At 60.2% G+C, this 26301-nt stretch carries 24 protein-coding genes; 15 read left to right on the top strand and 9 right to left on the bottom strand.

Annotated elements, in window-relative coordinates; translation table 11 throughout:
• Positions 1–19: 19 nt before the first annotated feature.
• Positions 20–1006 (bottom strand): type I glyceraldehyde-3-phosphate dehydrogenase, encoded by a 987-nt coding sequence (locus ACR3E6_RS09390; RefSeq protein ID WP_209834909.1) that lies wholly within the window; start codon positions 1004–1006, stop codon positions 20–22.
• 54 nt (positions 1007–1060) lie between these two features.
• Positions 1061–1384, bottom strand: a complete 324-nt coding sequence (locus tag ACR3E6_RS09395; RefSeq protein ID WP_480486858.1) for a hypothetical protein — start codon at positions 1382–1384, stop codon at positions 1061–1063.
• Positions 1385–1709: 325 nt separating this feature from the next.
• On the opposite strand from ACR3E6_RS09395, the gene ACR3E6_RS09400 reads away from it, so the two are divergent.
• Complete coding sequence (locus ACR3E6_RS09400) at positions 1710–2066, top strand: hypothetical protein (RefSeq protein ID WP_209834911.1); 357 nt, start codon at positions 1710–1712, stop codon at positions 2064–2066.
• Positions 2067–2081: 15 nt separating this feature from the next.
• On the opposite strand, the gene ACR3E6_RS09405 is transcribed toward ACR3E6_RS09400, so the two are convergent.
• On the bottom strand, positions 2082–3017 hold the full coding sequence (locus tag ACR3E6_RS09405; RefSeq protein WP_171636791.1) for a 2-hydroxyacid dehydrogenase: 936 nt from the start codon (positions 3015–3017) through the stop codon (positions 2082–2084).
• Positions 3018–3147: 130 nt separating this feature from the next.
• On the opposite strand from ACR3E6_RS09405, the gene ACR3E6_RS09410 reads away from it, so the two are divergent.
• The 4 genes from ACR3E6_RS09410 (at position 3148) to ACR3E6_RS09425 (ending at position 5829) form a co-directional block, all read left to right on the top strand.
• Entirely contained in the window at positions 3148–3375 is a 228-nt protein-coding gene (locus tag ACR3E6_RS09410; RefSeq protein WP_171636793.1) for a hypothetical protein, read from the top strand.
• A 7-nt stretch (positions 3376–3382) separates the two neighbouring features.
• Complete coding sequence (locus ACR3E6_RS09415) at positions 3383–4189, top strand: thioesterase family protein (RefSeq protein WP_171724455.1); 807 nt, start codon at positions 3383–3385, stop codon at positions 4187–4189.
• A gap of 72 nt (positions 4190–4261) precedes the next feature.
• Positions 4262–4909, top strand: a complete 648-nt coding sequence (locus tag ACR3E6_RS09420; RefSeq protein WP_171724454.1) for a DUF1007 family protein — start codon at positions 4262–4264, stop codon at positions 4907–4909.
• Positions 4894–5829 carry a nickel/cobalt transporter gene (locus ACR3E6_RS09425; RefSeq protein ID WP_480486860.1) on the top strand — a complete coding sequence of 312 codons (936 nt, stop codon included), beginning with the start codon at positions 4894–4896 and terminating at the stop codon, positions 5827–5829. The genes ACR3E6_RS09420 and ACR3E6_RS09425 overlap by 16 nt, the downstream gene beginning before the upstream one ends.
• A 1-nt stretch (position 5830) precedes the next feature.
• On the opposite strand, the gene truA is transcribed toward ACR3E6_RS09425, so the two are convergent.
• Positions 5831–6598, bottom strand: a complete 768-nt coding sequence (gene truA, locus ACR3E6_RS09430) for a tRNA pseudouridine(38-40) synthase TruA (protein WP_480486862.1) — start codon at positions 6596–6598, stop codon at positions 5831–5833.
• Between the two features lie 107 nt (positions 6599–6705).
• Here truA and ACR3E6_RS09435 point away from each other — a divergent pair, with 107 nt between their 5' ends.
• From ACR3E6_RS09435 to ileS, 6 genes are all read left to right on the top strand, one after another.
• Positions 6706–8121, top strand: coding sequence for a YcjX family GTP-binding protein (locus ACR3E6_RS09435; RefSeq protein WP_480486864.1), 1416 nt, complete (start codon positions 6706–6708; stop codon positions 8119–8121).
• Positions 8118–8573, top strand: a complete 456-nt coding sequence (locus ACR3E6_RS09440; protein ID WP_171724450.1) for a GNAT family N-acetyltransferase — start codon at positions 8118–8120, stop codon at positions 8571–8573. The genes ACR3E6_RS09435 and ACR3E6_RS09440 overlap by 4 nt, the downstream gene beginning before the upstream one ends.
• Entirely contained in the window at positions 8566–9555 is a 990-nt protein-coding gene (locus ACR3E6_RS09445) for a YcjF family protein (RefSeq protein ID WP_480486866.1), read from the top strand. Before ACR3E6_RS09440 ends, ACR3E6_RS09445 begins: the two co-directional genes overlap by 8 nt.
• A gap of 60 nt (positions 9556–9615) precedes the next feature.
• The gene (locus tag ACR3E6_RS09450; protein ID WP_171636806.1) at positions 9616–10326 is read left to right on the top strand and encodes a VIT1/CCC1 transporter family protein; all 711 of its coding nucleotides are present in this window, start codon (positions 9616–9618) and stop codon (positions 10324–10326) included.
• A 178-nt stretch (positions 10327–10504) separates the two neighbouring features.
• Positions 10505–13213, top strand: a complete 2709-nt coding sequence (locus tag ACR3E6_RS09455; protein ID WP_480486868.1) for a DUF2339 domain-containing protein — start codon at positions 10505–10507, stop codon at positions 13211–13213.
• A gap of 165 nt (positions 13214–13378) precedes the next feature.
• The gene (gene ileS / locus ACR3E6_RS09460) at positions 13379–16291 is read left to right on the top strand and encodes an isoleucine--tRNA ligase (protein WP_480486870.1); all 2913 of its coding nucleotides are present in this window, start codon (positions 13379–13381) and stop codon (positions 16289–16291) included.
• A 40-nt stretch (positions 16292–16331) separates the two neighbouring features.
• Here ileS and ACR3E6_RS09465 read toward each other — a convergent pair whose 3' ends face one another.
• Positions 16332–18290, bottom strand: a complete 1959-nt coding sequence (locus tag ACR3E6_RS09465; RefSeq protein ID WP_480486872.1) for a lipase family protein — start codon at positions 18288–18290, stop codon at positions 16332–16334.
• A gap of 134 nt (positions 18291–18424) precedes the next feature.
• Between ACR3E6_RS09465 and ACR3E6_RS09470 the strand changes: the two genes are divergently transcribed.
• On the top strand, positions 18425–18880 hold the full coding sequence (locus ACR3E6_RS09470) for a methylated-DNA--[protein]-cysteine S-methyltransferase (protein ID WP_480486874.1): 456 nt from the start codon (positions 18425–18427) through the stop codon (positions 18878–18880).
• Positions 18881–18956: 76 nt separating this feature from the next.
• Positions 18957–19424 carry a hypothetical protein gene (locus ACR3E6_RS09475; protein WP_152457211.1) on the top strand — a complete coding sequence of 156 codons (468 nt, stop codon included), beginning with the start codon at positions 18957–18959 and terminating at the stop codon, positions 19422–19424.
• A 21-nt stretch (positions 19425–19445) separates the two neighbouring features.
• On the opposite strand, the gene ACR3E6_RS09480 is transcribed toward ACR3E6_RS09475, so the two are convergent.
• The 4 genes from ACR3E6_RS09480 to fsa all read right to left on the bottom strand — a co-directional run bounded on the left by ACR3E6_RS09480 (position 19446) and on the right by fsa (position 22685).
• A complete protein-coding gene (locus tag ACR3E6_RS09480; RefSeq protein ID WP_170344959.1) occupies positions 19446–20141 on the bottom strand; it encodes a CDP-alcohol phosphatidyltransferase family protein in 696 nt (231 codons plus the stop codon).
• A gap of 68 nt (positions 20142–20209) precedes the next feature.
• Complete coding sequence (locus ACR3E6_RS09485; RefSeq protein WP_209834933.1) at positions 20210–21130, bottom strand: tyrosine recombinase XerC; 921 nt, start codon at positions 21128–21130, stop codon at positions 20210–20212.
• Positions 21127–21834, bottom strand: a complete 708-nt coding sequence (locus ACR3E6_RS09490; RefSeq protein WP_480486876.1) for a DUF484 family protein — start codon at positions 21832–21834, stop codon at positions 21127–21129. The genes ACR3E6_RS09485 and ACR3E6_RS09490 overlap by 4 nt, the downstream gene beginning before the upstream one ends.
• Positions 21835–22031: 197 nt before the next feature.
• A complete protein-coding gene (gene fsa, locus ACR3E6_RS09495; protein WP_152457215.1) occupies positions 22032–22685 on the bottom strand; it encodes a fructose-6-phosphate aldolase in 654 nt (217 codons plus the stop codon).
• 88 nt (positions 22686–22773) lie between these two features.
• Here fsa and ACR3E6_RS09500 point away from each other — a divergent pair, with 88 nt between their 5' ends.
• The gene (locus tag ACR3E6_RS09500) at positions 22774–24969 is read left to right on the top strand and encodes a primosomal protein N' (protein ID WP_480486878.1); all 2196 of its coding nucleotides are present in this window, start codon (positions 22774–22776) and stop codon (positions 24967–24969) included.
• A gap of 79 nt (positions 24970–25048) precedes the next feature.
• Entirely contained in the window at positions 25049–26281 is a 1233-nt protein-coding gene (locus tag ACR3E6_RS09505) for an MFS transporter (RefSeq protein WP_171724443.1), read from the top strand.
• Positions 26282–26301: the final 20 nt, after the last annotated feature.

Consider the following 26301-nt stretch of genomic DNA (forward strand, 5'->3'; position numbering starts at 1 on the left):
TGTTGAGGTTGCCGCCCGGCTATTCGGCTGCCATCAGGCGGGCCACGTCCAGCATTCGCGCCGAGAAGCCCCATTCGTTGTCGTACCAACCAAAGACCCTGACCTGATTTTCACCCACCATACGGGTCTCGGGCCCAGCAACAACCAGCGATTCAGGGCGGGACCGCAAGTCGGACGAGACCAGCGGCAAATCAGTCCAGCCAAGCACCGGGGATGCAGCAACGGATTGTTTCAGGGCTTGATCGAAGGTTTCGGCGCTCATGCCGCGTTGCAATGTGACCACAAGGTCCACGGCTGACACACTTGCCGTCGGAACGCGGACAGCCGCGCCCGAGATACGCCCGGCCAGATGCGGAAGGACGACGTCGATCAGGTGCATCGCGCTCGATGTGGTCGGAACCATCGACAGCGCCCCCGCCCGGGAACGGGCAAGGTCGCCGCGCGGCGCATCCACCATCGGTTGGCTGTTGGTATAGCAGTGGATGGTGGTCATGTGCCCCGACACGATACCGCCGATATCGTCGATGACCTTGACCAGTGGCACCAGCCCATTTGTGGTGCAGGATGCGTTTGACACAATCCGGGCGCTGCCCAACTGGTCTTCGTTCGCACCCAGAACGACGGTGACATCAGCAGCAGGGGAGGGGCCTGAGATCAGCACTTTGCCTGCGCCCGCAGACAAACCGCGACGCGCAACGTCCGAACTGCGGGCGATACCCGTACAATCCAGCATGACGTCAACGCCCGACAGATCAACGCGGGTCAGATCAGCGCTGTGTGTCATGGGAATCGAGTGCCCATCCACGATCAGCGCGGCGTTCCCTGTGGACACATCGCCGGAATAGGGGCCAAACGTGCTGTCGTATTTGAACAGGTATGCACAGGTGTCCAGCGGCGCGATGTCATTGATCAGCACCAGCTCGATATCTGACCCTGCCGGCAGGGCCAGAACCTGCCGCAGGATCGTACGGCCAATACGGCCGAATCCGTTTATTGCGAGTTTCATGCGCAAGCTATGGCAGGCCGGTCCGGCGACCTCAATGCCTGATCTGACGCTGTGTCAGTTGCAGCTGACCTGCGAGAAAAACTGGCCCGAGATGTTCTGATACATGCTGGCCACGAACGGCTTGCACCCGGTTGCCTGCTGAATCGCGGCAATGGCCTGAACGGTGCGCAGGCACGGTGGCGGACCGAATGGGTTGAGGTTGTTGTTGTCACGCGTGGCGCGATAGACAACCGGCGCATCGGAAACCTGTGTCACCGCCCAGGTGCGGCTCATGACGAACACGGATTTGGTTTCTTCCTTGGCCGAGATGGGGGATGCAAAAAGGGCCGCGGATGAAGCGAGTGCTGCGACGGCCAGCAGGGCAGGGCGTAGTTTCATGGAACAATCTCCAGTGCTCAAAATCAGAATTTACTTGGATTTCAGCAAATTCCGGCCCGCCTGTGAAGCCCCAAGGTCAGAAATTTGCGACGCCACCCCGTCGGGCAGGTGTTACCGACGATCTGTGGGCAATGGCAAATGCCGGTTGCAGCACCTGTGCCGCCAATGCCTGACCCACCCCGGATCGCCTGTGTTGCGGGCTTGCGAACAGGGGGCACGCAGACAGATTTTTTGGTATGCTTCGAAGGTACGTGTCGGGGGCTTGGCCCTGCCGGGTTAGGGGTATAACCTTGACCACAAATGATTTCAGCTCTGCGAGGCCGCCATGAATGCCCCAAGTTTTACCGCCATCGCCGCATGCGGCATTCTATTGATGAACACCGTGGTCGAGGCCAAGCCGCTGTCCCGAATCATAGCCGAGATGGGGTTGTCTCCGGCAGATTTCGAAGTGGTCAACGCAGCCTCGAACGCGCTTTTGACCAGCGGTACGCCTTCCGTGGGCCAGGAACGGTCATGGAAGAATGACGACACGGGTTCCAAAGGGACAATCCGGGTGCGATCGGTACAGGGAAACTGCGTTGGTCTTCAGCATGTGATTCAGCCGGACGGCGGTGATCAGAGCAGGGAAATCCGAACCCGCCGGTGCAACGACGGCAACGGCAATTGGATCCTTACGCCCTGATCATCAGCTCAGATTTCAGTAACCCTGATCACGATTGACTTCATGCAGCAAGGCCGCGCCGGAGCTGAGGCGCCGGAAGTTTTCAGCCACATCCGACAAGGCGTCGCCCAGATGCCAGCCTGAAACATGTGGTGTGATCGTCACACCGGGGTGGCGCCATAGCGGGCTGTCTTGTGGCAAAGGTTCCTGCGAGGTGACGTCCAAAACGGCATGCCCCGGAACCCCTGCGTCCAGTGCCGCGATAAGGGCGCCCTCATCAATCAGATTTCCGCGCCCGGCGTTCAGCAGCTGACTGCCGGGTTTCATCGCCGCCAGCATCCGGGCATCAAACAGGCCAGCGGTCTGAGGGGTCGAGGGCAGGATGGCGCAAACGTGGTCACATTGGCCAAGAAGCGCGGGCAACGCGTCCTGCCCATGCATGCAAGTTACGCCTTCAATGGCTTTGGGCGTACGGCTCCAGCCCATGACTTGAAAGCCCACGGCGTGCAGCATCCGCGCGGTGCGGGCGCCGATGTGGCCAAGACCCAGAACACCGACCACGGTGTCCGGGGTAAAAACCGGTGCTCGCGGGGACCACTCGGCGCGGGTTTGAGCCGCTTCGTGAAACGCCATGTGTCGCTGAGCGCGCAGGATATAGGCCAGAAACCACTCGGCAATGCCCTGTGCCGGTGCGTCAGGCTTCAGGCGGGTGATGCGAACGTGACCGGGCAGACCGGGATGGCTGACAATGGTCTCGACCCCTGCGCCCAGCTTTTGTACCAGTTTCAGGTTCGGCAATCGCGTCGGGTGGTCACGTTGCATGTCAACCACGGCCAGCATGGTTATGTCATCAGGATTGCCCAACGTTTCGGCGGTGCGGATATCCGCATCCGGTAACACGGCCTGTAAACTGCGGGCAATTTCGTCATCACTTATCCAGTTGGACAGCCCGGTTTCGATCAACAACGCCATGTGCGGCTCCTGCATGTGTTTGATGTGGTGACGTCCCGTCACTGCGGTGGACAGGGCCCGGGCAGTTAAGCCATCCTTGAGGCAAAAGTATAGCCCGGACCCGGTGCTTCAGAGGGACATTTCCGAAAACATGACAATCAGCCTGGCCGTGCAAATTCATGATCATCTGCAAGACGTTGCTGATATGACCGGGGTCGAGGTCACTCGGATGGATGACGCATGTGTCCCTGGCGGTAATGGCGAAACTGATCGCAAGGCCGGCGTGTCCTACATTTTCGCCGCCAAAGTCGGAATGGGGAAAGTGTTTGAACGCCTGGGTTCAGACAAACGGAAACGATTTGCGCAAGAACAAACCTGAGGATCACATGGCGGAAGCGCTCGACTTTACCAACACGACCTATTTTCATCAGCGCGAGGACGGGGCGTTTGTTGGTAACGATGCCGCGCGCGGGCCTTGGTCTGCCGCACATTGCCACGCGGGGCCGGTCAGCGGCTTGATCGTACGGGCCGCGGAAACCGAAATCGGCCCCGAGAAGATGCTGACCCGACTGACTGTCGATTTGCTGAGGCCGCTCCCGCTGGCCGGGCTTCGCGTTGCGGCAGAAACCACGCGCCACACAAAGACGCTTGGGACCACGCGGGTCACGGTGCACGATCTCGACGATACGTTGTGCGCCACGGCAACAACCATGCACCTGTTGCGGCGCGATCTGGGGCAGGTGCCGAATGTCGAGATGGATGCGCCGAAAATAGAGGACGTTGTCGATGGCCCTTTTCCGATAGGTGAAATTCGCCACGATCTGCCAGGCTTTGCCCATTACAGCGATATTCGCTATCCCGCAGGGGGAAAACAGGGGGCCGGGCCCAAAACGATTTGGATGCGTACTCCACAGCTTTTGCAGGGCGAGGATCAATCGCCCATACAGGCCCTGTGCCCGTTGGCCGATTGTGGAAACGGTATCTCATGGAATGCGCCGACCACTGAAATGGGGTTCATGAATACGGACCTGACCGTGCATATCCACCGTGAACCGGTTTCGGATTGGCTGGCCTCAAAATCGATTTCGCATTGGCAGCCTTCCGGCATCGGCATGTCTCAGTCCGTGCTCTTTGATACGCAAGGTCCAGTGGGTACTGCGCTGCAAACACTGGTTCTGTTTCCGCCGACCTGATGTTGGGCCGGATTTCGCATCGGGAGTGAAAATGTCGTTGCCGCCACGCGGAGGGAGACCTATCTTGCACCTATGCGTTATCTTATAACCACTATGATCCTTTGTTTGCCGATGGAGGCCAACGCCCACCCCCATGTCTTCATTGATACCGGGCTGGAGTTCATCGTGGATGACGCTGGTCAACTGACCCATGTTCGCGTGACCTGGGCGTATGACGAATTCTACTCGTTGTTGGTTCTGGAAGACATGAAGCTGGATCAGGATGCTGACGGCGTTCTGACGGAAAGCGAAGAACGGTTCCTGACCGGGTTCGATACGCAGTGGGTGGAAGGATATAACGGCGATCTTGTCGTTACCACAGACGGAACCCCCGTCGCGCTGTCGGGCCCGATGGAGGCGCAGGCGACAGTTGAAGACGGGCGCGTTGTCACCACGCATCTCAGGGCGGTGGAGGCCGGTTCCGTCGCGGCCACGGCGCTGTCTGCGAAAGCGTTTGATGAGACGTTTTATACCGCCTACGAGGTGACGCGACCCGTGACCGTGACGGGCCCCGCCGCGTGCCAGATTGACCGGTTTGACCCGGATATCGACGGCGAACTGGCCCAGATGCAGGCCTTTCTGCTGACCCTGGACGCCGACTATGACCTCGAGGAAAATGACATCCCTCTGGTCGGTGAACGTTTTGCCACCGAGATCCGCGTATCATGTCCCGCTACCTGATCCTGCCTGTCGGCCTGGCGATTGCACTGCTGCTCTGGTTTTGGGGCAGCGGAGGCTTTGACAGCCTTGCGGCCTGGGCTGCGGGGGAGCAACGAGAATTCCAGAACCAGATCGCCCGGTCCTTGCGTGCCGCGCGTGCCGAGCAACCCGAGGCGGTGGCAACGCTGTTGACGGTCTGTTTCGCCTACGGGTTCTTTCACGCCATCGGCCCCGGCCACGGAAAAGTCCTGATCGGGGGCTACGGTTTGGGTCGGCGTGTTGCTTTCTGGAGGCTATCGGCGATCAGCGTATTGTCCAGCCTCGGGCAGGCGGTGACGGCCGTTGTACTGGTCTATGCCGGGGTGCTGGTGTTCCAGATGTCCCGCGAAAGCCTTGTTGGAACGACGGAACAGGTCATGGCTCCGATAAGCTACGGAGCGATCGCCCTTATCGGTCTTTGGCTGGTGGTCCGGTCCTTGCGCAGTTTTGCAAAGAAACGGAATACCACATCGCCCCATGAGCACCATCATCAGGAAAATGATCACTCGCATCATCCCCACCACGATGGAGAAGTCTGTTCAGATTGCGGCCACCGCCATGGCCCGACCGCGCAGGAAGTTGCGAATGTGGGTTCACTGCGCGAGGCCCTGATCCTGATTGCGGGCATCGCGGCACGACCATGCACAGGGGCTTTGTTCGTGCTGATTCTGACGTGGCAGATGGGCATCGCGATGGTCGGCATCGCCGGGGCTTTTGCCATGGCATTGGGCACGGCGCTGGTGACGACATTGGTGGGATGGACGTCCTTTGGCCTTCGCGGAGGTCTGCTGGCCTCAGCCTCAGCCACACGGTTCGCATCGGTGTTGGCCCCAACCATCGAACTGGTCGCCGGGCTGATCATTGCCGTGATCGCAAGTGGTTTGCTGCTGCGTGCGATTTAGGTCAGTCGAACACCGGTTCCGGATATCCGACCCGCGCCAGATACAGCCCCTGCGGCGGGCACACCGGCCCGCAGGCTGCACGGTCGGCAGCTTCCAGCGCCTCACGCACCTCCTCCGGGGTCCACGCTCCGGCGCCCACACGTTCCAGCGTTCCGACGAAACTGCGCACCTGATTGTGCAGGAATGACCGAGCCCTTACGTGAAAATGAACTTCGGGGCCGGAAAAGCCCTGAACCTGTTCAACCCGCAACTCATCCAGAGTTTTGACCGGGCTGGCCGCCTGGCAAATCGACGACCTGAAGGTCGTGAAATCATGGCGACCCAGCAGCATGTTCGCCGCTTCCTGCATGGCCTCGACATCCAGCGGATGATTGATCTGCCAAACCTGCCCTTTATCATGGGTTGCAGGCGCGCGTCGCATCAGGACGCGGAACAGGTATTGCCGTTCGACCGCCGAAAACCGCGCGTGCCAATCGTCGGTCACGCGTGCGGCGTCCACGATCGCCACCGGCTGCGGTTTGAGGTGATAGTTTAGCGCCTCGGACAGGCGGAACGGGTCCCACTCCTTGGCCATGTCGCAATGGGCGACCTGACCCAACGCATGAACCCCGGCGTCGGTACGCCCTGCGGCAGCAATCGTATGCGCACCCGGCTGGATACGGGACAGGGCCTGCTCGATTGCGCCCTGCACGGACGGCTGATCCTTCTGCCGCTGCCATCCGGCAAACGGTTCCCCCTGGTATTCGACTTTCAACGCGTATCTGGGCATGTGCCGCTGGTACAGCGCGGCGCGGGAACGGGCAAGGGGGCGAAAGCGCTGGTATGTGCGGTACCCTCTACCTATCTTGGGTGAAACGATAATTGCGGGGCGACAGATTGGTCATCTCATCTCTGGCAGACAGTCTTGTGCGCGGCGTCGAAACCATCGGCGACAGCGTATCCGAGACGTTTTTTGAGCCTGTCATCCGCCTGGGTGTCACCGGGTTGGCGCGATCGGGCAAGACGGTTTTCATCACCTCGTTGGTGGCGAACCTGCTGGATCGGGGGCGCATGACCGGGTTGGTTGCGCAGCAGGAAGGTCGGATCAATGCCGCCTATCTGCAACCCCAACCGGATGACACTGTGCCCCGGTTCGATTATGAAACGCACCTGTCCGCCCTGACGGGTCCGTCACCGCACTGGCCGGACAGCACACGCGCGGTGTCAGAGCTGCGCCTGTCCTTCAAAGCCCGCCCAGCCGGCTTGCTCGCTGGCTTGCAGGGACCGCGCACCGTCCATCTGGATATCGTCGATTACCCCGGCGAATGGCTTCTGGATCTGGCCCTGCTGGACAAGTCTTATGCAGACTGGTCTTGGGAAACACTGGCGCGTATCGAGGCCCGCACGGAGGCAGCCGAGTATCTGGGGCAGGTCAATGCCGCAGACCCGTCCGGCGCACATGACGAGCCGACCGCGCAGGCGCTGGCATCGTCTTTCACGACCTATCTCAATCAGGCGCGTGAAGCGGGGTATTACGACTGTACCCCCGGGCGTTTCCTGCTGCCGGGGGATCTGGCCGGATCTCCGGTTCTGACCTTTGCGCCGTTGGTGGTGTCTGGCCCGTCTCGGCGCAGAACGCTTCAACGCGAGATGGAACGGCGATACGAAGCCTATAAAGCCCAGGTCGTGAAACCGTTTTTTCGCGATCATTTCTCGCGCATCGACCGGCAGGTGGTTCTCGTCGATGCGCTGGGCGCTATTCACAAAGGTCCACAGGCGGTCGAGGATATGCGGCGCGCCATGGCTGATATCCTGTCGGCCTTTCGCCCCGGCCGAAACGCGTGGCTCAGCCAATTGCTGCTGGGCAAAAGGGTTGAACGCATCCTTTTTGCGGCGACAAAAGCGGACCACCTGCACCACATGCAGCATCCCCGCCTGACCGCGATTATCGAGGCGTTGACGCGCGAGGCGAGTGATCGGGCGAATTTCGCCGGAGCCCGGACCGAGGCCCTGTCTCTGGCTTCGCTGCGTGCTACGACCGAAGAACTGCGCCACCACGACGGGACAGACTTGCCATGCGTTCGAGGTACCCTGTTGGAGAACGGCAAACAGGCCGCCTTCTACCCGGGAGAATTGCCCGAGGATCCAGCGCATCTGTTGGGTCCGGCCCGAAACGGGGCTGATGCGTGGTTGGGCGAAGATTACGGCTTCATGGCCTTTGCCCCGGCAAAGCTGTCGCTAAAACCTGGTGATGGCCCGCCGCATATCCGGCTGGACAGGGCGGCACAGTTCTTGATCGGAGATCGGTTGTGACGACAATTCTGCGCCGCGCGCGCCCGACGGATGCGGGCACCATCGGGTCGATCCTGCACGGTTTCGTCTTGGAAAACGACTGGATGCCTGAATTGCACAGCTGCGCCGAGACAATTGCTTTCTGTGGTCGAATGATTGATCTGGAATGGGTGACCGTGGCCGAAACCGAGGCCGGCGTTGTTGGTTTTTTGGCGCTCGACGGTCGTGAAATCCATTCGCTTTATCTGGATGCTTCGGTTCGGGGCCGCGGGATTGGTCGGCAATTGCTGGATCACGCCAAATCGGCCCGCTCAGAGCTGAGTTTGTACGCGTTTCAGAACAATGCCCGAGCCTGCCGGTTTTATGAACGTAACGGCTTTGCCGAGGTGGCCCGCAGCGATGGGGCGGACAACGACGAAAACCTGCCGGACATACGGTTTGTCTGGCGCAGCGAGGATGTGATCAATGGCTAAAGGCCCGGTTTTGATCGATCTTGAAGCGGATGAGCCCCCTGCCGATGTCGCCAAGGCCCCGCCGGTGCCGGACATCGCGCAACCACAAGGGCAGGCGATGCAAGGCGCGGCACGGCTGGCGGCGCGCAAGCCATCGGCTCTGGCGCGCTGGTTCTGGGGGCTGGCCCTGGCAGTGGTCGGGGCGGCCGTATCGGTGGCCGCGTGGGATTTTGCAACTTCGCTGGTGGCGCGAACGCCTGTTTTGGGGTGGATCGTAACCGGGTTGATCGCCGCGCTGGTTCTTGTGGCGCTTATGATCGCAATCCGTGAACTGGCCGCATTGGGGCGATTGTCCCGAGTGGATGGCCTGCGCCGGGCCGCAGATACCGCGTTGGCAGAGGAAGATCTGGCTCAGGCCCGCGCAGTCACCAATCGTATCATCGCATTCTACAAGGGCCGGGAAGACACACGCTGGGGCCGCGAACGATTGGCCGAGCGGATGGCGGATCAGTTCGATGCGTCAGCTCTGCTGGAACTTGCCGAAGTTGAGCTGTTGGCGCCTCTGGACCAAGCCGCCAGCCGCGAGGTCGAGGCCGCGGCCCGGCAAGTTGCAACCGTGACCGCATTGGTGCCGCTGGCGCTTGCGGATGTGATAACCGCGCTGGCCGCGTCATTGCGGATGATCCGCCGGGTTGCCGAAATCTATGGCGGGCGCGCGGGTACGCTGGGCGGCTGGCGTCTGACCCGCAGTGTATTTGTGCATCTGGTGGCGACAGGGGCGGTTGCAGTCGGCGATGATCTGCTGGAGCCTGTCTTGGGCGGTTCCGTTCTGAGCAAACTGTCACGCCGGTTCGGCGAGGGTCTGGTCAACGGGGCACTCAGCGCTCGTGTGGGTGTGGCCGCGATGGAGGTGTGCCGCCCGTTGCCCTTCTCGGACAGGCACAAACCTTCGACGCGGGGCATCATCAAACGCGCCTTGCAGGGCCTGTTTTCCAAGGGTTGATCCAAAGCAAGGCGCCCCGGCCTGCGCTTCGGCACACTGAATGTGTCAAAGGAGCCAGCCATGACGGATCACGGTCACAGCCCGCAGGAAATCGCCGAACGGATCAACGCACCGCCCGGACGCGGCGTGTTGCGCGATGTCGTCTATGGCGGCATCGACGGGTCCGTCACCACATTTGCCATTGTGGCAGGCGTTGCAGGGGCAGGTCTTTCCCCTTTCGTTATTGTGGCGCTTGGCCTGGCGAATGTTCTGGCTGACGGGTTTTCGATGGCTGCGGGCAATTATTCAGGCACCAAGGCCGAGCTGGACAACATTCGCCGCATCCGCGCGGTCGAGGAACGCCACATTGCGTTGTACCCGGATGGTGAGCGCGAAGAAGTGCGAGAGATCCTTGCGCAAAAAGGGCTGTCTGGCGACATTCTGATCGAGGCCACGGCAGAGATCACCTCGAGCACCGAAAACTGGATCAACTTGATGATCGAAGGTGAGTATGGTCTGGGCAGTGTCGACCCGCATCCGATGAAAGCCGCATTGGCCACCTTCTTTGCGTTTCTGGTGGCGGGGATGATCCCATTGCTGCCGTTTCTGGTGTCCGTGCCGAACGCGTTTGCGATCTCGGCCTGGATGACCATGGCTGTCTTCTTTGCGATTGGCGCGCTCAAAAGCCGGTGGTCACTGGCCCCCTGGTGGCGGTCGGGGATTGAGACGCTTTTGATCGGCGGGCTGGCCGCGCTGATCGCGTATCTCGTCGGGTCCCTGTTCCACCCATGAAATTTGCGGCGCTGGGATGACGGTTGTTGCAGTGGGCCTTACCGCAGACCCCGGACCTTTTCAGGCCGACGATCGCGCGCCCGGCGATTTCGGTGCTTTAGATCGGATCACAGCTTTCCTGACTGTCACTTTCGGACGGCTCAAGATAGCCTGACCTCCAAAAGGATCGGAGACTCGGTTGGAATCGCTGCTTGTTCTTGTTGGCCTGATTGTTCTGGCCATCCCTGTGACATTGATCGCTCTTTTGGTCGGGCATTCCCGTTTGCGTCGCCGGGTAGAGCAGCTGGAAGCGCAAATCGACGCCTTGGCCTCAGGCGATGCGACGGTCCTGCCGCAACCGGAACAGGAAACGCCTGCACCGCATCCTGCTGCTGAAGAAAAGCCGCGCAGGCCGGCACCCTGGTCGGCTCCAAAGCGGCAGGAAGACAACAGTGCCGACGCTCAGGATGCAGAGGTTTCTTCTCCGGCTGTCGTGTTTCGCCATGACAGGTTTGCGGCATTGGGAGCGTGGCTGCGCGAGAACTGGTTTTATGTGGTTTCGGCCCTGTCTCTGGCGCTGGCCGGTATTTTTCTTGTGCAATACGGCGTCGAAAACGGTTTGCTGCCGCCGGCGGCCCGTGTCGTCGCAGCCCTGGGTTTCGGCACGGTTCTGATCATCGGAGGAGAAGTCCTGCACCGCAAGTTCGGTGATGACGAAGCGGTGGCAACCGCCTATCTGCCCTCGGTCTTTTCCGGTGCCGGGCTTGTCACTTTGTTCGGGGCCATCCTGTCCGCGCGCCAGCTGTACAACCTGATCGGTGCCGAAACGGCACTGGCAGGGATGGTCGTTGTCGCGCTGGTGGGGCTCGTTCTGGGGTGGTTCCATGGTCCGCTGTTGGCTGCGGTCGGTTTGACCGGTGCCTTCGCGGCGCCTTTCCTGGTCGGGGGCACGTCCGATGATCCGTCGTGGCTTTACGCGTATTTCCTGCTGGTCGCCGTCTTGGGTCTGGGTATCGACACGGTACGGCGCTGGGCGTGGATCTCGGTCCTGACACTGTTCGGGGCCTATGCGGCGAATCTGCTTCTGGTGATGGGCGCGCCGAGTAGGGAATCGGGATACCTGATCGCGGCAACGGTGCTGGCGCTTTTGGCAACCGCCATTCCGGTGCGGCGCATTTGGCCAAATCACGCGGGCCCCATGCTGACTGAGATGATCCGCCGCCCAAAGGCCCGCCCCTGGCCAGAATTCCCAACTCGACTGGCCGCCGGGGCCATCGCGGCAAGTACGGTGATCCTGTCCTGGCATTGGGCGGATACAGAGTCCGAATTCTGGTTGGGCGTCAGCCTGTTGTCTGCCCTTGTTCTGGCGCTGCTCCTCTGGGCCAAGGATGCACCGGCCCTTCGGGACCTGACTGTCCTGCCTGCGGCCGGTTTGGTGGTCTTTGTCGCCTCTCACGGGCTTGAGGATGGCGCGGTTCTGGGCCGGTTCGCGGCCACTTACGCGGAAACGCCCGAGGCCGACTATCCGATGGTGGTGACTGTTCTCGTCGCTTTGGGAGGTTTGATGTCGGCCCTGATGGCGTGGCGGTCATTCAAGGCAAGCCAGTATCGCGCCGTCTGGGCCGGAGGAGCCGCGCTTTTTGCCCCTGTGCTGGCCATCGCGCTGGAAATAGGCTGGCATCCGGCTTCGGTGATCGGAGCCTACCCCTGGGCGCTCCATGCGATCGCACTGGCGGTGCTGATGGTGGTTCTGGCAGAACGTTTTGCCCGTGTTGACGGCGATGACCGGATGCGAGCGGCTCTGGCCACTCTGTCCGCGCTGTCGTGTCTGGTGTTCGCTTGCGTCATCGTGCTCAGTTCATCGGCGCTCACGGTTGCTCTGGTCGCCAGTGTCGTGGTTGCCGCAGCGTTGGACCGCAGGTTCATCCTGCCGCCGATGAGCTGGTTCATCTGGGCGGGTGTCTTTACCGTCACGGTGCGTCTGGTGCTTGATCCCGGGCTGGACTGGGCCAATTCCGCTCCGGTGTCTGAGATGGCGATGGTCTATTGCGCGGCCACATTGGGATTTGTCGTGGGCTGGTGGCTTTTGCGTCCGTTGAAGCGCCCTCTGGCGGCGCTGCTGCTGGAAAGCGCGGCCTGGGCGACAGCGGGTATCCTGCTTTCATTGCTGCTGCTGCGTTGGCTCGAAGGCTTCGGAGAGGGCGGCGCTGACAACAGCCATTGGGGCCTGGGTCTGCTGGCCGTCATCTGGCTTTTGCTTGCGTTCGCGCAGGTGCAGAGGTTCGGGCTGGGTGGCAAGCTGAACTACTTGCGATACCTGCTTGCTCTGTTCTTTGCGGCTCATGGCCTATTCTATCTGTTGCTGGCATTGGCGGACCAGAACCCCTTGTTTGATCCGAATGCAGATCCGGTGCTGGGGGCGCCGGTTTTGAATACGCTGGCCGTTGCCTATCTGTTGCCCGCATTGGCCATCGGCGGTTCGGCCTGGAGGATCCGGGAAATGCCGAAACCGATCATGCAAGCAAGCTTTGCCGTTGCAGGGGTGTTGGCCGCAGTTTGGTTGGGTTTGGCGATCCGTCACGTCTGGCAGGGCGCGGCGGGTATGTATGAAGGCAACGGCGTCACGCAGCCCGAGCTCTACACCTATACCATCGTTCTACTGCTGATCGGGGCCGCTCTGTTCTATCAATCTCTGGCCCGCCGATCCGACCTGATGCGCAAGGCCGGGCTGGCGGTGATCGGGTTGGCGGTTGCCAAGGTCTTCCTGATCGACATCGCCGGTCTGGGCGGCCTGATCCGGGTGTTTTCGCTGTTGGCGCTGGGCCTTGCGCTGGCCGGTCTCGCGTGGCTGAACCGGTGGGCGAAACTGCGCCATTCGCTGCAGCGGGCAGAACCTCTGGACCATTAGGTGCAGGCGTCATATAAGCGCGGTCATGCATGACCGGATGGCCATCATTATTCGAATTATATCCCCGGCGCTCTGACCTCCTGAGACGCCGGGCAAAGGTGTTTGAGACTTCGCACCGACCGCTTCGATCCAATAGACGACCAGATCATCCAAAGGACGCCCCAAATGTGCGCCGACACGATCCAGACACCTGACTACAAAGACACGCTGAACCTGCCCAAAACCGATTTCCCCATGCGCGCCGGCCTGCCGAAACGCGAACCCGCATGGCTGGAACGGTGGGAGACCATCGGCGTCTATGACCGCCTGCGCGAGAAAAAGGGCCGCACACCCTTTACCCTGCACGATGGCCCCCCTTACGCGAATGGTCATCTGCATATCGGCCACGCCCTGAACAAGACCATCAAGGACATGATCGTGCGATCCCATCAGATGATGGGCTTTGATGCGCGATACGTCCCCGGCTGGGACTGCCACGGCCTGCCGATCGAATGGAAGATCGAGGAACAGTACCGCAAGAAGGGCAAGAACAAGGACGAGGTGAACATCGTCGATTTCCGTCAGGAATGCCGCAAGTTCGCCGAAGGCTGGATCGACGTGCAGCGCGAAGAGTTCAAGCGTCTGGGCATCACTGGCAACTGGCCCGATCCCTACATCACCATGGATTATCACGCCGAGGCGGTGATTGCGGACGAATTCATGAAGTTCCTGATGAACGGCACGCTCTATCAGGGTTCAAAGCCAGTCATGTGGTCGCCCATCGAAAAGACGGCCCTGGCCGAGGCCGAGGTCGAGTATCACGACAAGGAAAGCTTCACCATCTGGGTGAAGTTCAAGATCGTCAACGCGGGTGATCTGGATGACGCCTGTGTGGTGATCTGGACGACCACGCCGTGGACCATGCCGTCGAACAAGGCCGTCGTATACGGTAAAGACATCTCCTATGGACTCTACGAAGTCACCGGCGCGCCGGAAGAATGCTGGGCCAAGGTAGGCGACAAGTTCCTGTTGGCCGACAACCTGGCCGCCGATGTATTGGGCCGTGCCCGTCTGAACGACGATCAGTGGACCCGTGTGCGTGACGTGACTGCCGACGAATTGGAGAGCGTTCAGCTGCTTCACCCGCTGGCCGGCGCCGATGGCGGCAATGGCGAATGGGACGACATCCGCGATTTCCGCGCCGCTGACTTCGTGACCGATACCGAAGGTACTGGATTCGTCCACTGCGCGCCGTCCCACGGGATGGAGGAATTCGAGCTGTACCGTGATCTGGGCATGCTGGAGCAGGTCATCACCTATAACGTGATGGACGATGGCTCGTTCCGTGCTGATCTGCCGTTCTTTGGCGGCAAATACATCCTGTCCCGCAAGGGCGGCGAGGGTGACGCAAACAAGGCCGTCATCGACAAGCTGGCCGAAGTCGGCGGGGTGCTGGCGCGCGGCAAGATCAAGCACAGCTATCCGCATTCGTGGCGCTCGAAAGCTCCAATCATCTACCGCAACACGCCGCAGTGGTTCGCATCCGTCGACCGTAAGCTGGACGATGGCATGGGCGAGATGGGCGACACCATCCGCGAACGTGCTCTGCGCTCCATCGACGAGCTGGTGAAATGGACCCCGCAGACGGGTCGTAACCGCCTGTATTCGATGATCGAGGCGCGCCCGGACTGGGTTCTGTCGCGCCAGCGTGCATGGGGTGTGCCGCTGACCTGCTTCACCAAGAAGGGCGCTCTGCCCACCGACGCGGATTACCTGTTACGCAACGCCGAACTCAACGCCCGCATCAAGGCAGCGTTTGAAAAGGACGGCGCGGACGTCTGGTACACCGACGGCTTCAAGGAAAAGATCCTCGACGGAATCGCCAACCCGGACGATTACGAACAGGTCTTTGATGTGCTGGATGTGTGGTTCGACTCGGGTTCCACCCACGCCTTCGTTCTGCGCGACCGCGAGGACGGGACCGAGGATGGCATTGCCGATGTCTACATGGAAGGCACCGACCAGCACCGCGGCTGGTTCCATTCGTCCATGCTGCAAGCCTGCGGCACAAAGGGCCGCGCGCCCTATCGCAACGTAGTGACCCACGGTTTCACGCTGGACGCCAAGGGCAACAAGATGTCCAAGTCGCTGGGCAACACCATCGTGCCGGAAGAGGTCGTCAAGCAATACGGCGCCGATATTCTGCGCCTATGGGTGGCTCAGACCGACTATACCGCCGACCAGCGGATCGGGCCGGAGATTCTGAAGGGCACTGCCGACAGCTATCGCCGTCTGCGCAACACCATGCGGTTCATGCTGGGCTCATTGGCCGACTTCACCGAGGCCGACCGCGTCGCGCCCGAGGATATGCCGCGTCTGGAACGCTGGGTTCTCAGCCGCCTGGCCGAGCTGGATGAGCAGGTCCGCAAGGGCTATGCCGCGTTCGACTTCCAGGGTGTTTTCAGCGCCGTGTTCAACTTTGCTACGGTTGATTTGTCGTCCTTCTATTTCGACGTTCGCAAGGATGTTCTGTACTGCGACGGGGACAGCACACGCCGCCGCGCCGCGCGCACTGTTCTGGATATTCTGTTCCACCGCCTGACCACCTGGCTGGCCCCGGTTCTGGTCTTCACCATGGAAGAGGTCTGGCTGGAGCGGTTCCCGGGCGATGACAGTTCGGTCCATCTGGTGGACTTCCCGGACACACCCGCCGATTGGCGCGATGCCGAGCTTGAGGCCAATATGGCCAAGGTGCGTCGTGTGCGCCGGGCCGTGACTGCCGCGCTCGAGGTTCAGCGTCAGGACAAGGTGATCGGCTCCAGCCTCGAGGCGGCACCGATCGTGCATGTCGAGGATGGTGATACCCGCGATCTGCTGGCCACGTTCGACGTGGACGACATGTGCATCACCTCGGGCCTGACCGTGACCGGCGATCCCGCCCCGGCCGAGGCGTTCCGTGTGCCGGAAATCGAAGGCGTTGCCGTCGTGTTCGAAAAAGCAGAAGGCGAGAAATGTCAGCGTTGCTGGAAAATCCTGCCTGATGTGGGCCGCCACACCCACGCGGGCGTCTGCGGGCGCTGCAATGAGGCGCTGGGATAAATCATCGCGCCCCCCGAATTCAGTCGGGGGGCATTTTGGGCTATGTCTGCACAGATTGCCGTGTTGGATTGAACAGATCAAAGCCAATGGCAGGACCTGACAGGGCTTTCCAAACCTGATAGTCCGTAAAGTAACCGGTGTGCCCGCCGGGATCGACCGGGATGTTTCGATTTGCAAAAATGAGCCCACCCTCGATCTCGGTTCCGACAAAATCGTCCTGCCGGAAGATGTTGAACCACGCGGCGTTCAACTGACTGGCGGTGATGGTGAACATCTCGGGAAAATAGCGCTGATAGATATGGGTGACCGGAGAGCCCATCGTGATGAGTGTCAGAGCCCGCCCGCCGATGCGTCTTTGGACACGTGGGTCAGCAAGCATCTGTGTGGCGATCACGGTGCCCTGCGAATGGGATATCACCGTGATATGATCCGCTGGAAAGATATCGAGAACATAGTACAACGTGCGATAGAAACGCTCGTCTATCGCCTTACGATCCGGATAGTTGCGTTGCCGCGTTTCCAGATCTTTTCCCAGATAGCATTTGTCGCGAATGGCGTAGGTAACGATATCCCGTGCAACGCCCAGCCCGGCGGAAACAAAATCAGAAAACCGGTACATCAACGCAGTTGCGCCAAGAACGATCAGGCCGATCTCGCCCTGCGAACAGGCCAACCTGTCCAAAGCCCAAGAGATCGGGTTGGTTTCACCTATGCCCACGTTGCATGCGGCCTCAAAACTCTGGTTGGCTGCGATCTCTCGGATCGTGACCAGAACCAGCACGATTGTACCAAACAGAAAGACCCACTGCGCCAGCCGGTTTACAATCGCCCGGCTAATCAGACCGCTGCGGGTGTGAAGGTTGGCCTTGTACGTTTTGCGACCTGCAAAAAGCCCGACGCCAACGAACCCCAACAGAACGATGGCCACAAAGGCCACGCTGAGAGTTTCGATGGACTCGTTCAAATTGCTTTCAAAAAGACGTTGCAGCTGACCGCCGGACAGGCCCGAAACAGTTTCCAGTAATTGCTCTATGGTCAACCAGAGGCCGGAAATGAAGAACATCCAGAAAACCAGCATGCCTGCACAGATGCTGGGGTACAGCCGCCTGTGCTCTGAAAGTGTGTCATTGATCCGCAACGTCCAGGCGGACAACGCGTAAAGAATGATTGTCAGGAAGATAAGAGTGGCCCAGAAGATGGAGAGCAGAAAAACCTGAAACGCCACGAATTGCTCCAGGGCCGGCGGGCAATTTCCGGTTTCGGAAGGGGCGCATGCCCACAATTTCAGGCCCAGCGGCCCAATGACCAGGCACAGGGTCAGTGCTGTTCCCATTGCGAGCATTCCTCGCCAGAAGACCCGCCTGAGATAGGTCGGTGCGGATCGGCTTTGCCCCAGCCCGACAATGGCTCCGCCGGCGTACAGCACGAACAGAAGCCAGAACAACAGGGTAGGGTTCTGGAAAACCGAGACAGGTATCCGGTCGGTCATGACCGCTGCGGCACCGATCAACAAAAAGACGTTCAGCGTCGCAACCGCACCGAAGAAGACCCATGTAAAAAGATGTACCAGCTGTGCCGCCAGTGTATTCCTGCCATTGGGTTGGTCCGAAGCAACGCCTTTTCGGATGTGGGTTTGCTCGACATTGTCCATCGCCAGATATCCCAACGCCAGAACGACCCAAATCAGGTCCAGCACGGTTTTGATCGCTCCTTTCGGGGCCGGAGAGCGATCAGCCCAATAAACTTCGGCAAACAGGGCCTTGTCCTGAGGAACAGCCGGGTCAGTCACCGTGCGCAGATTGACTTCGAACAGCTCTGCATTTCGTGGATTTCCGTCGAAGGTGGATTCGGCCAGTTCGATCATGCCGCGTTCGACTTCGATCGGTGGTCTGGGGTTTCCATCCAGCCAAGTTGTTGCTGCGCCAACGACCTGATCGACGGTTTCGCCGGGTTTTTGTTCACCGATTCCATGTACCGTGAGGATCAAATGTCGACCCATTGCGTTCTCCAAAATCTCTTTAAGTAACGGCAGGAGCGTATCACGAATGGCGCCAATGCCCAAAAATGACGTTTTGCGTGGTCTTGCACATTCCCGCGCTTGTGCTTGGCGCTTTGATCTGAAACCGTCGGTCCATGGCGATGATTTCCGTTGAAACTCAGTTCGGACGACTTGGTGTTGAAGAAACGGACGGGGCCCTTGCACGGCTTGTCTGGAACGGCAGGGACGAGGGTGAGCCGACTGCGCTGCTGCGCGAAGCCGCCGCCCAGTTGAGGGCCTATGATCAAGGGCGGCTTGACCGTTTCGATCTGCCGTATCACATTGACGGTTCAGAGTTTCAAAAGCGGGTCTGTGACCTGATGTATGCCATCCCGCTTGGAGAAACGCGCACCTATGGCGATATCGCCAAAGAACTGGGGCAACCCGCCCAGCCGGTTGGCCAGGCCTGCGGATCAAACCCCATTCCCGTGATCGTTCCCTGCCACCGGGTACTGGCCGCAAATGGCCTGGGCGGTTTTTCGGGCGACGGTGGTGTTGAGACGAAAGTTGCCCTGTTGCGGCATGAGCGGGCGGCAGGTCTTTTGATCTGAGCGTCGAAATTCGGTTGCAATCCGCTTTTTGCAGACACAACTTGTAACCATTGCTGAATTTGAAGGACCGCATTGCATGACCACTGAACAAGACCGTGCAGCCCGCAAGAAGGCCATTATCGACCGGTTGATGTCGCTTGAAGCGCAAGAGCTTGCAACGGCGCAGGCGCATTACGATGCGTTTTTGAAAGATGCCCAGTTGGATGACAGGGAAGGTCACGACAAGGATGACATTGCCGCATCGCGGGAAAACGCCGATCTGGCGGCTGCCTTCGATGCCCCGGTTCATGCGCATCATGCCAAGATTGATGTCATCGAAAATACCGATTTCAGCCTTGCCGACACGGTCAGGCCAGGAGCTGTGATCAAGTTCAACAACCGCAGATTTGTCGTGTGTGTCTCGACAACGCGGTTTGAAGTGGATGGCAAGACCTATATGGGCATTTCAACCCAAAGCCCGATATATCTGGCGATGGCAGGTCTGCAAAAGGGCGACGTCTTTACCCATAACGGCACCGAGTTCGAGGTGCAGGACGTTCTGTAAAACGGGACGGGCAGCGCTGCGTCAGGCGTGGCGCTGCGGAACAACCTGTTGAGCGATGCCTGCGAAGGTCAGGTACAGGCTGGTGATGACCAGCCCCCAATGGGCCCAGCTTTCGGGGTGAAAATCGACCCATGCGGCCCAACCCGCGAAGAACGTCCATGCCAGCGCCATCGGCAAGGTCAGGCTGCGCCAGCGCTCGGTGCGCACGGGATGAACGAATTTCAGCGGTAGAAACATGGCCAGCGACAGCAGGGTGACCAGCAGCAGGATGATCCAGAAATTCGGTTCCAGTGCGAAGATCACGATCACGAACATGTTCCAGCACCCGGGAAAACCGGAAAAGGAATTGTCCTTGGTCTTCATGCGTGTATCCGCGAAATACATCGCACTGGCAAATGTGATGACGATGATCGCGAACCATCCGGTCCAGCCGTCCATCAGCCCCGATTTGAACAGGGCAAAAGCCGGAATGAACACATAGGTCAGGTAATCGATGATCAGATCCAGCAGAACGCCGTCGAACTCGGGCGCGTTGTGCTTGACGTGATAATGTCGCGCCAACGGGCCATCGATACCGTCTACAATGAAAGACACGACAAGCCAAAGATACATAAGGCTCCATTTCTCTTCGACCGCGGCCAGCATGGCCAACATGGCAAAAACAGCGCCTGTTGCAGTAAAGAGATGAACGGAAAGAGCTTTGAATCTGAGTGTCATGCGAGCGTCATGACTGATGCGCGTCCGAGATGCAAACCAAAAGCCCGGGTTTTCGAGTCATGTGCACTTCAGGCTTTGGGATGCGCGCTGTTGTAGACCTCCATCAACCGCGCAGTGTCCACTGCCGTATAGGCCTGCGTCGTCGACAAAGAGGCGTGGCCTAGAAGCTCTTGAATGGCACGCAGGTCGCCTCCGGCTGACAGCAGGTGGGTGGCAAAGCTGTGCCGCATCGCGTGGGGTGTTGCGGTTGAGGGCAGCCCCAATTGCATACGTGCCTTGGCCATGACCCCTTGGATTGCACGCGGGTTCAATGGCCCGCCACGGACGCCTCGAAACAGGGCTTTGTCCTGTGCTTGTGGATGGGGACACAGCTTCAGGTATCCGTCGACCGCTTCGCGGGCGGCAGGAAGAACCGGTACGACCCTCTCTTTGTCGCCTTTCCCGACGATGCGCAGCGTGGTGGGCAAAGGCGCGTCCGCTCCGGTCAGGGACAGCGCCTCGGATATGCGCAGGCCGCATCCGTACAGCAGCGTGACAACCGCGACGTCGCGCGCCGCGACCCAGTCGGATGTGGATTGCAGTTCCACTGTATCGATCATGGCGCGGGCTGCATCTTCGGCCAGCGGACGGGGCAGTTTCTTGGTAAATTTCGGCGCGCGGGTGGACAGAACGGCGGTGGGCTCGAACCCCTCACGCTCTGCCAGCCAACGGTAGAAGCTTTTGACCGCCGACAGTTTGCGCGCCAAAGACCGCGCGTTGACGTCCGCGCCGCGCTGATCCGCCATCCAGGCGCGCATATCCGACACCGTGATCCGTTCGAGCGCCTTCAGGCCATGCCGTTCGGCGTGATGCAGGGTCATGAACGACAGAAACTCGACGACATCGCCACGATAGGCATTTAGCGTATTCTCGGATCGTCCAGCAAGCGCGCTCAGGCTGTCCAGCCAATGCTGAAGCGCGTCGCGGCAGGCGGGCGAGATCAGGCTCACGACAACCAGTGGCGCATCGAGCGTTCGAACACGCCGGCAAAAAAGGCCAGAAGATCGGTGCCCAGCTGCGGGGTGAAATGCCGCGGGTCGCGGGCGGCCATGACGATCATGCCCGGAAGGCGACCGGCCCCGAGGTCCAGCTTCAGGCAGGCCTCGGAACGAAGCTGATCGGCCTGTGACCCGAAAACACGTCGGTTTGGCTGGTGGATTTCCCGCAAGATCACATCCCGCGCAGGACCGCCGCGATCAATGGTCAGGTACCGGTCGATGAAACCGGGTTCCGCGATCGTCAGGACCCCGCCCAACGTGTCGATTGCGGGATCGTTCTGAACCACGGTTGTTTCCAGAACCAGCGTAACGCTGTCGACGCGCAGGATGTCCGCCACATCGGCGCCCAGCGCGCGCAGGAAATCTTCGAACTCGACAGGTTCCAGCAATCGCAGAATGGCGCGGTGGACCTGATTGGTGCCCGCGAGGTTTTCATAGGCCGCAGCGATGACGGAACGGTGGGTGTCTTCCAGCCGATCCAGTCGCGCCTCGAGCCGTTGCATCGCGATGCCGCGCAGGTCTATCACGTTGTCGCCGCGCGCTTGTTCGTTGGCAGCGACAAGCGCCTGCATCAGGTCTTTGTCGTCCAGTACGACATCCGGCTCGGCCAGAATTGCCGCGCGGAGGTTATCCTCGAGTTTGGGGGTGCTGCTCATGTCCCGTCCGGTCTTTTTTTGTTGTCGCGGCTTATAACATGCCGGACCGGATTTGCCTTGGAAAAAATGCACGCAAGGGTGGATTTCCTTGCATGTTGTGGCAAGGGGCTCCCGCCCGCCATGCCCGATCACAGATCAGGCATTTGGCCGTTGGGCCGGGCGCGGCGCCTGATGGCGCCGCGCGGTTGCAAGCCAGATCAGAGGATTTTCTGACCGGTTTTGGCCCAGTCGGCCAGAAAGGTTTCCAGACCTTTGTCGGTCAGCGGATGGTCGGCCAGCTTCTTGATTACGGCAGGCGGTGCGGTGATCACGTCGGCTCCGATGCGGGCGCTGTCGGTCACGTGGTTGACGGTACGGATCGATGCAGCAAGGATTTCGGTCTCGAACCCGTAGTTGTCATAGACCTGACGGATGTCTGCGATCAGGTCCATGCCGTCGAGGTTGATATCGTCAAGCCGACCGATGAAAGGCGAGATGAATGTCGCGCCCGCTTTCGCAGCCAGAATCGCCTGATTGGTCGAGAAGCAGAGCGTCACATTGACCATCTGGCCTTCGTCGCTGAGCGTCTTGCAGGTTTTCAAACCGGCCCATGTCAGCGGAACTTTGACCGCGATGTTCGGTGCGATCTTGGCCAGTTTGCGGCCTTCGGCGATCATGTCGTCAGCTTCGGTGGCGACAACCTCGGCCGATACCGGGCCATCGACCAGATCACATATCTCTTTGGTCACTTCCAGAATGTCGCGACCTGACTTCAGGATCAGCGAAGGGTTGGTGGTTACGCCGTCCACCATGCCCAGATCGTTCAGTTCGGCAATGGCGTCGATCTCGGCGGTGTCTACGAAGAATTTCATGAGGGCAGTCCTTTGATGGGTTGGCCTTGGTCGCGGATGGCTTTACCTCAAAGAGACCCCTGCTGGAACCCCCTGCGAAGGATATGCCGTGAGCGCTAACGGATTTTTCGACCAAGGAGAGCTGGTTGCGGTGCTTACAACGCAGCCGCTTGACCGGACGCTGGATTACAAAGCGCCCGAAGGCGGGTGCGTTCTGGGCGCGTTTGTTGAGGTTCCTTTGGGACCACGCAAGGTGCTTGGGGTGGTTTGGGGGCCGGGGCAGGGCGGCTTTGACCTGAGCAAGGCGCGCTCGGTAATCCGGGTTCTTGACGTTGCACCGATGCGTGAAGAGATGCGGGTGTTTCTGGAAAAGGTCGCCGATTACACTCTGACACCAATGCCTGCGATGCTGCGTCTGGCGACGCGGGCACCGGGCTTGGGTGATCCGCCATCGATGCGCAAGGTCTATCGCTTGGGTGAAGGCCAACCAGACCGATTGACCGATGCGCGGACCCGGGTTCTGGGGGTATTGCGCGACTACGGCGGGCTGGCTTTTACCTTGAAAGAGCTCGCCGAGCAGGCGGGTGTAACGTCATCTGTTGTCAAAGGGTTGGTCAAACAAGGCGCCGTGCGCGAAGAGGACAGCCCGCGCGACCTGCCTTATCCTCATCTTGATCCGGACCTTCCCGGGAAAGACCTGACAGCGGATCAGGCAGCGGCGGTCGAACGGCTTCAGGCCGGGCAGCGGACCGGTGATTACGGCACCACGCTGCTGAAAGGCGTTACCGGTTCCGGCAAGACTGAGGTCTATTTGGAGGCCGTGGCCGAGGCGCTGCGCATGGGGCGGCAGGCCTTGGTCCTGCTGCCCGAGATCGCCCTGACCGCAGAATTTCTGACCCGGGTCGAGGCGCGGTTCGGTGCGCGCCCGGCGGAATGGCATTCCGGCGCAACCATGACGGAACGGCGGCGGGTCTGGCGGATGGTCGGGCAGGGCAATGCGCAACTGGTCGTGGGCGCCCGGTCGGCGCTGTTTCTGCCATTCCGCGATCTGGGGCTTGTGGTCGTCGATGAAGAACACGACACGTCCTACAAACAGGAAGACGGCGTGCACTACAGCGCACGCGACATGGCGGTTCTGCGCTCGGCGATCTGTGGCGCGCGGGTGATCCTGGCCAGTGCGACACCTTCGCTTGAAAGTTGGGCCAATGCCGAGGCGGGCAAGTACGAAAGGCTTGACCTGACCTCGCGTTTTGGGGCGGCGGTATTGCCCGAGATGAAGCCCATCGACATGCGGGCCGAGCAGATGCAGCCCGGAACGTGGGTTTCTCCGTCTTTGCGGCAAGCGGTGCAGCAGCGGATCGAAAAAGGTGAACAATCGCTGTTGTTCATCAACCGCCGTGGCTATGCGCCGGTGACCTTGTGCCGGGCCTGTGGCGAGCAGATCGCCTGTGATCAGTGCGACGCACGCATGGTCGAGCATCGGTTTCTCAAGCGATTGATGTGCCACCAATGCGGCGAAACCAAGCCGATGCCCGAAGCCTGCCCCTCCTGCGGCGTGGAAGGCAAGCTGGCCCCGGTCGGGCCGGGGATCGAACGGCTGGCGGAAGAAGCCGAGGCGACCTTCCCCGAGGCGAAAATCGCGATGCTGAGTTCTGATCTTTTTGGTTCAGCCCGGGCATTGAAAGTCAAGATAGAAGAGATCGCCGCCGGGGATGCCGACATTATCATCGGTACGCAGTTGGTGGCGAAGGGGCACAACTTTCCCAAGCTCACATTGGTCGGTGTGATTGACGCTGACCTGTCTCTGCACGGCGCGGATCTGCGCGCGGCTGAGCGTACGTTTCAATTGATGCGGCAAGTGGCTGGGCGCGCGGGACGGGCGGACAAGCCAGGGCAGGCGCTTTTGCAGACATTTCAACCGGAACACCCTGTGATCCGGGCCATCCTGTCGGGTGATGAGGAAGGGTTCTGGAAAGCCGAGGCAGCGGGTCGGCAGGCGGCAGGCGTGCCGCCCTATGGTCGCATGGCCGGGATCGTGTTGTCGGGCCCCGAGGTCGGGCCGGTCTTCGATATCGGCAATGCAATGGCCCGCAACGATTCGCCCCTGCGCGCGATCGGTGCTCAGGTCTTTGGCCCGGCGCCGGCACCTATTGCACGTATACGCGGTCGCCACAGAGTGCGCTTGTTGGTGAAAGCCCCGAAAGGGGCGCCGATTCAGGATGCCATTGCCCGCTGGATCGCCCCGTTGCGCCTGAAGGGCGATATCCGCCTGACCGTCGATATCGACCCACAGAATTTTTACTGACCTCTGCATCTGTGCAGGGTGATTGTGCGCAGACCGCTTCCCTCTCGCCAAAGCAGCGAAATGGGCGTAGAGGGGTCTCATGCTGAAACCCATGCCCCTTACAGAGGCGCAGAGCCTGCCGTTCTGGCGCCGCCCCATCACGCTGTTGTTCATGATGGCGCTGACCATGCCCATTGCGTTCAACGCATGGAGCGCGCTGCTGAACAACTTTGTTATTGAGGTGGCGAACTTTGATGGCGCGGATATCGGTCTGCTGCATACGGTGCGCGAGATTCCAGGGTTTCTGGCGGTTGGCGTGATTGCCGTCATCATTTTCATTCGCGAGCAGGTGCTGGCGATGATCTCGCTGATGATGCTTGGCGTCGCAACGGCGGTGACCGCGTGGTTTCCCAGCCTGGGCGGGTTGCTGTTTGTGACCTTGTTCAGCTCGATCGGGTTCCATTACTACGAGACCGTAAACCAGTCGCTTCAATTGCAGTGGCTGCCCAAAGATCGTGCTCCGCAGGTGCTGGGATGGCTGGTTGCGATGGGATCGGCGGCGACCATGGTGGTGTATGGGCTGATCGTACTGACCTGGGATCGCTTTGATCTGTCCTACAACTTTGTATTCATGGCGTCGGGTGGAGTTACGGCTGCGTTGGCACTGTTCTGTCTGTTCGCCTATCCGCAATTCGATGCGCCCACGCCGCAGACCAAGAAGTTGATCCTGCGTCGCCGGTATTGGCTGTATTATGCATTGCAGTTCATGGCAGGCGCGCGGCGGCAGATATTTGTCGTTTTTGCCGGGTTCATGATGGTCGAGAAATTCGGCTTTGAAGTGCATGAGCTCACCAGCCTTTATTTGATCAATCTGATGATCAACATGTTGGCCGCCCCATTGCTGGGAAAGGCGGTGGCAAAGTTCGGTGAGCGGCGCACGCTGATATTTGAATACACCGGCCTGGCCATCGTGTTCGCAGCCTATGGCGGCATCTATTGGTTCGGTTGGGGCGTTCTGCTTGCGGCAATCCTTTATGTGATCGACCACGTGCTGTTTGCGCTGGCTTTGGCATTGAAAACCTATTTCCAGAAAATCGCTGACCCTGCTGACATCGCGCCGACCGCTGCGGTGGCCTTTACGATCAATCATATTGCGGCGGTGTTTTTGCCCGCTTTGCTTGGCCTGCTTTGGGTCGTGTCGCCGGGCGCTGTGTTTGGCCTGGCCGCGGCGATGGCGATCGTTTCGCTGCTGTTGTCCCTGTTGATCCCGCGTCACCCCGAGCCTGGCAACGAGACCATCCTGACCAAATACGCTCCGGCCCCTGCGGAATAGGTCTCGGCGCTTGACCTTGA

This window comes from Ruegeria sp. AL3 (assembly GCF_056536065.1).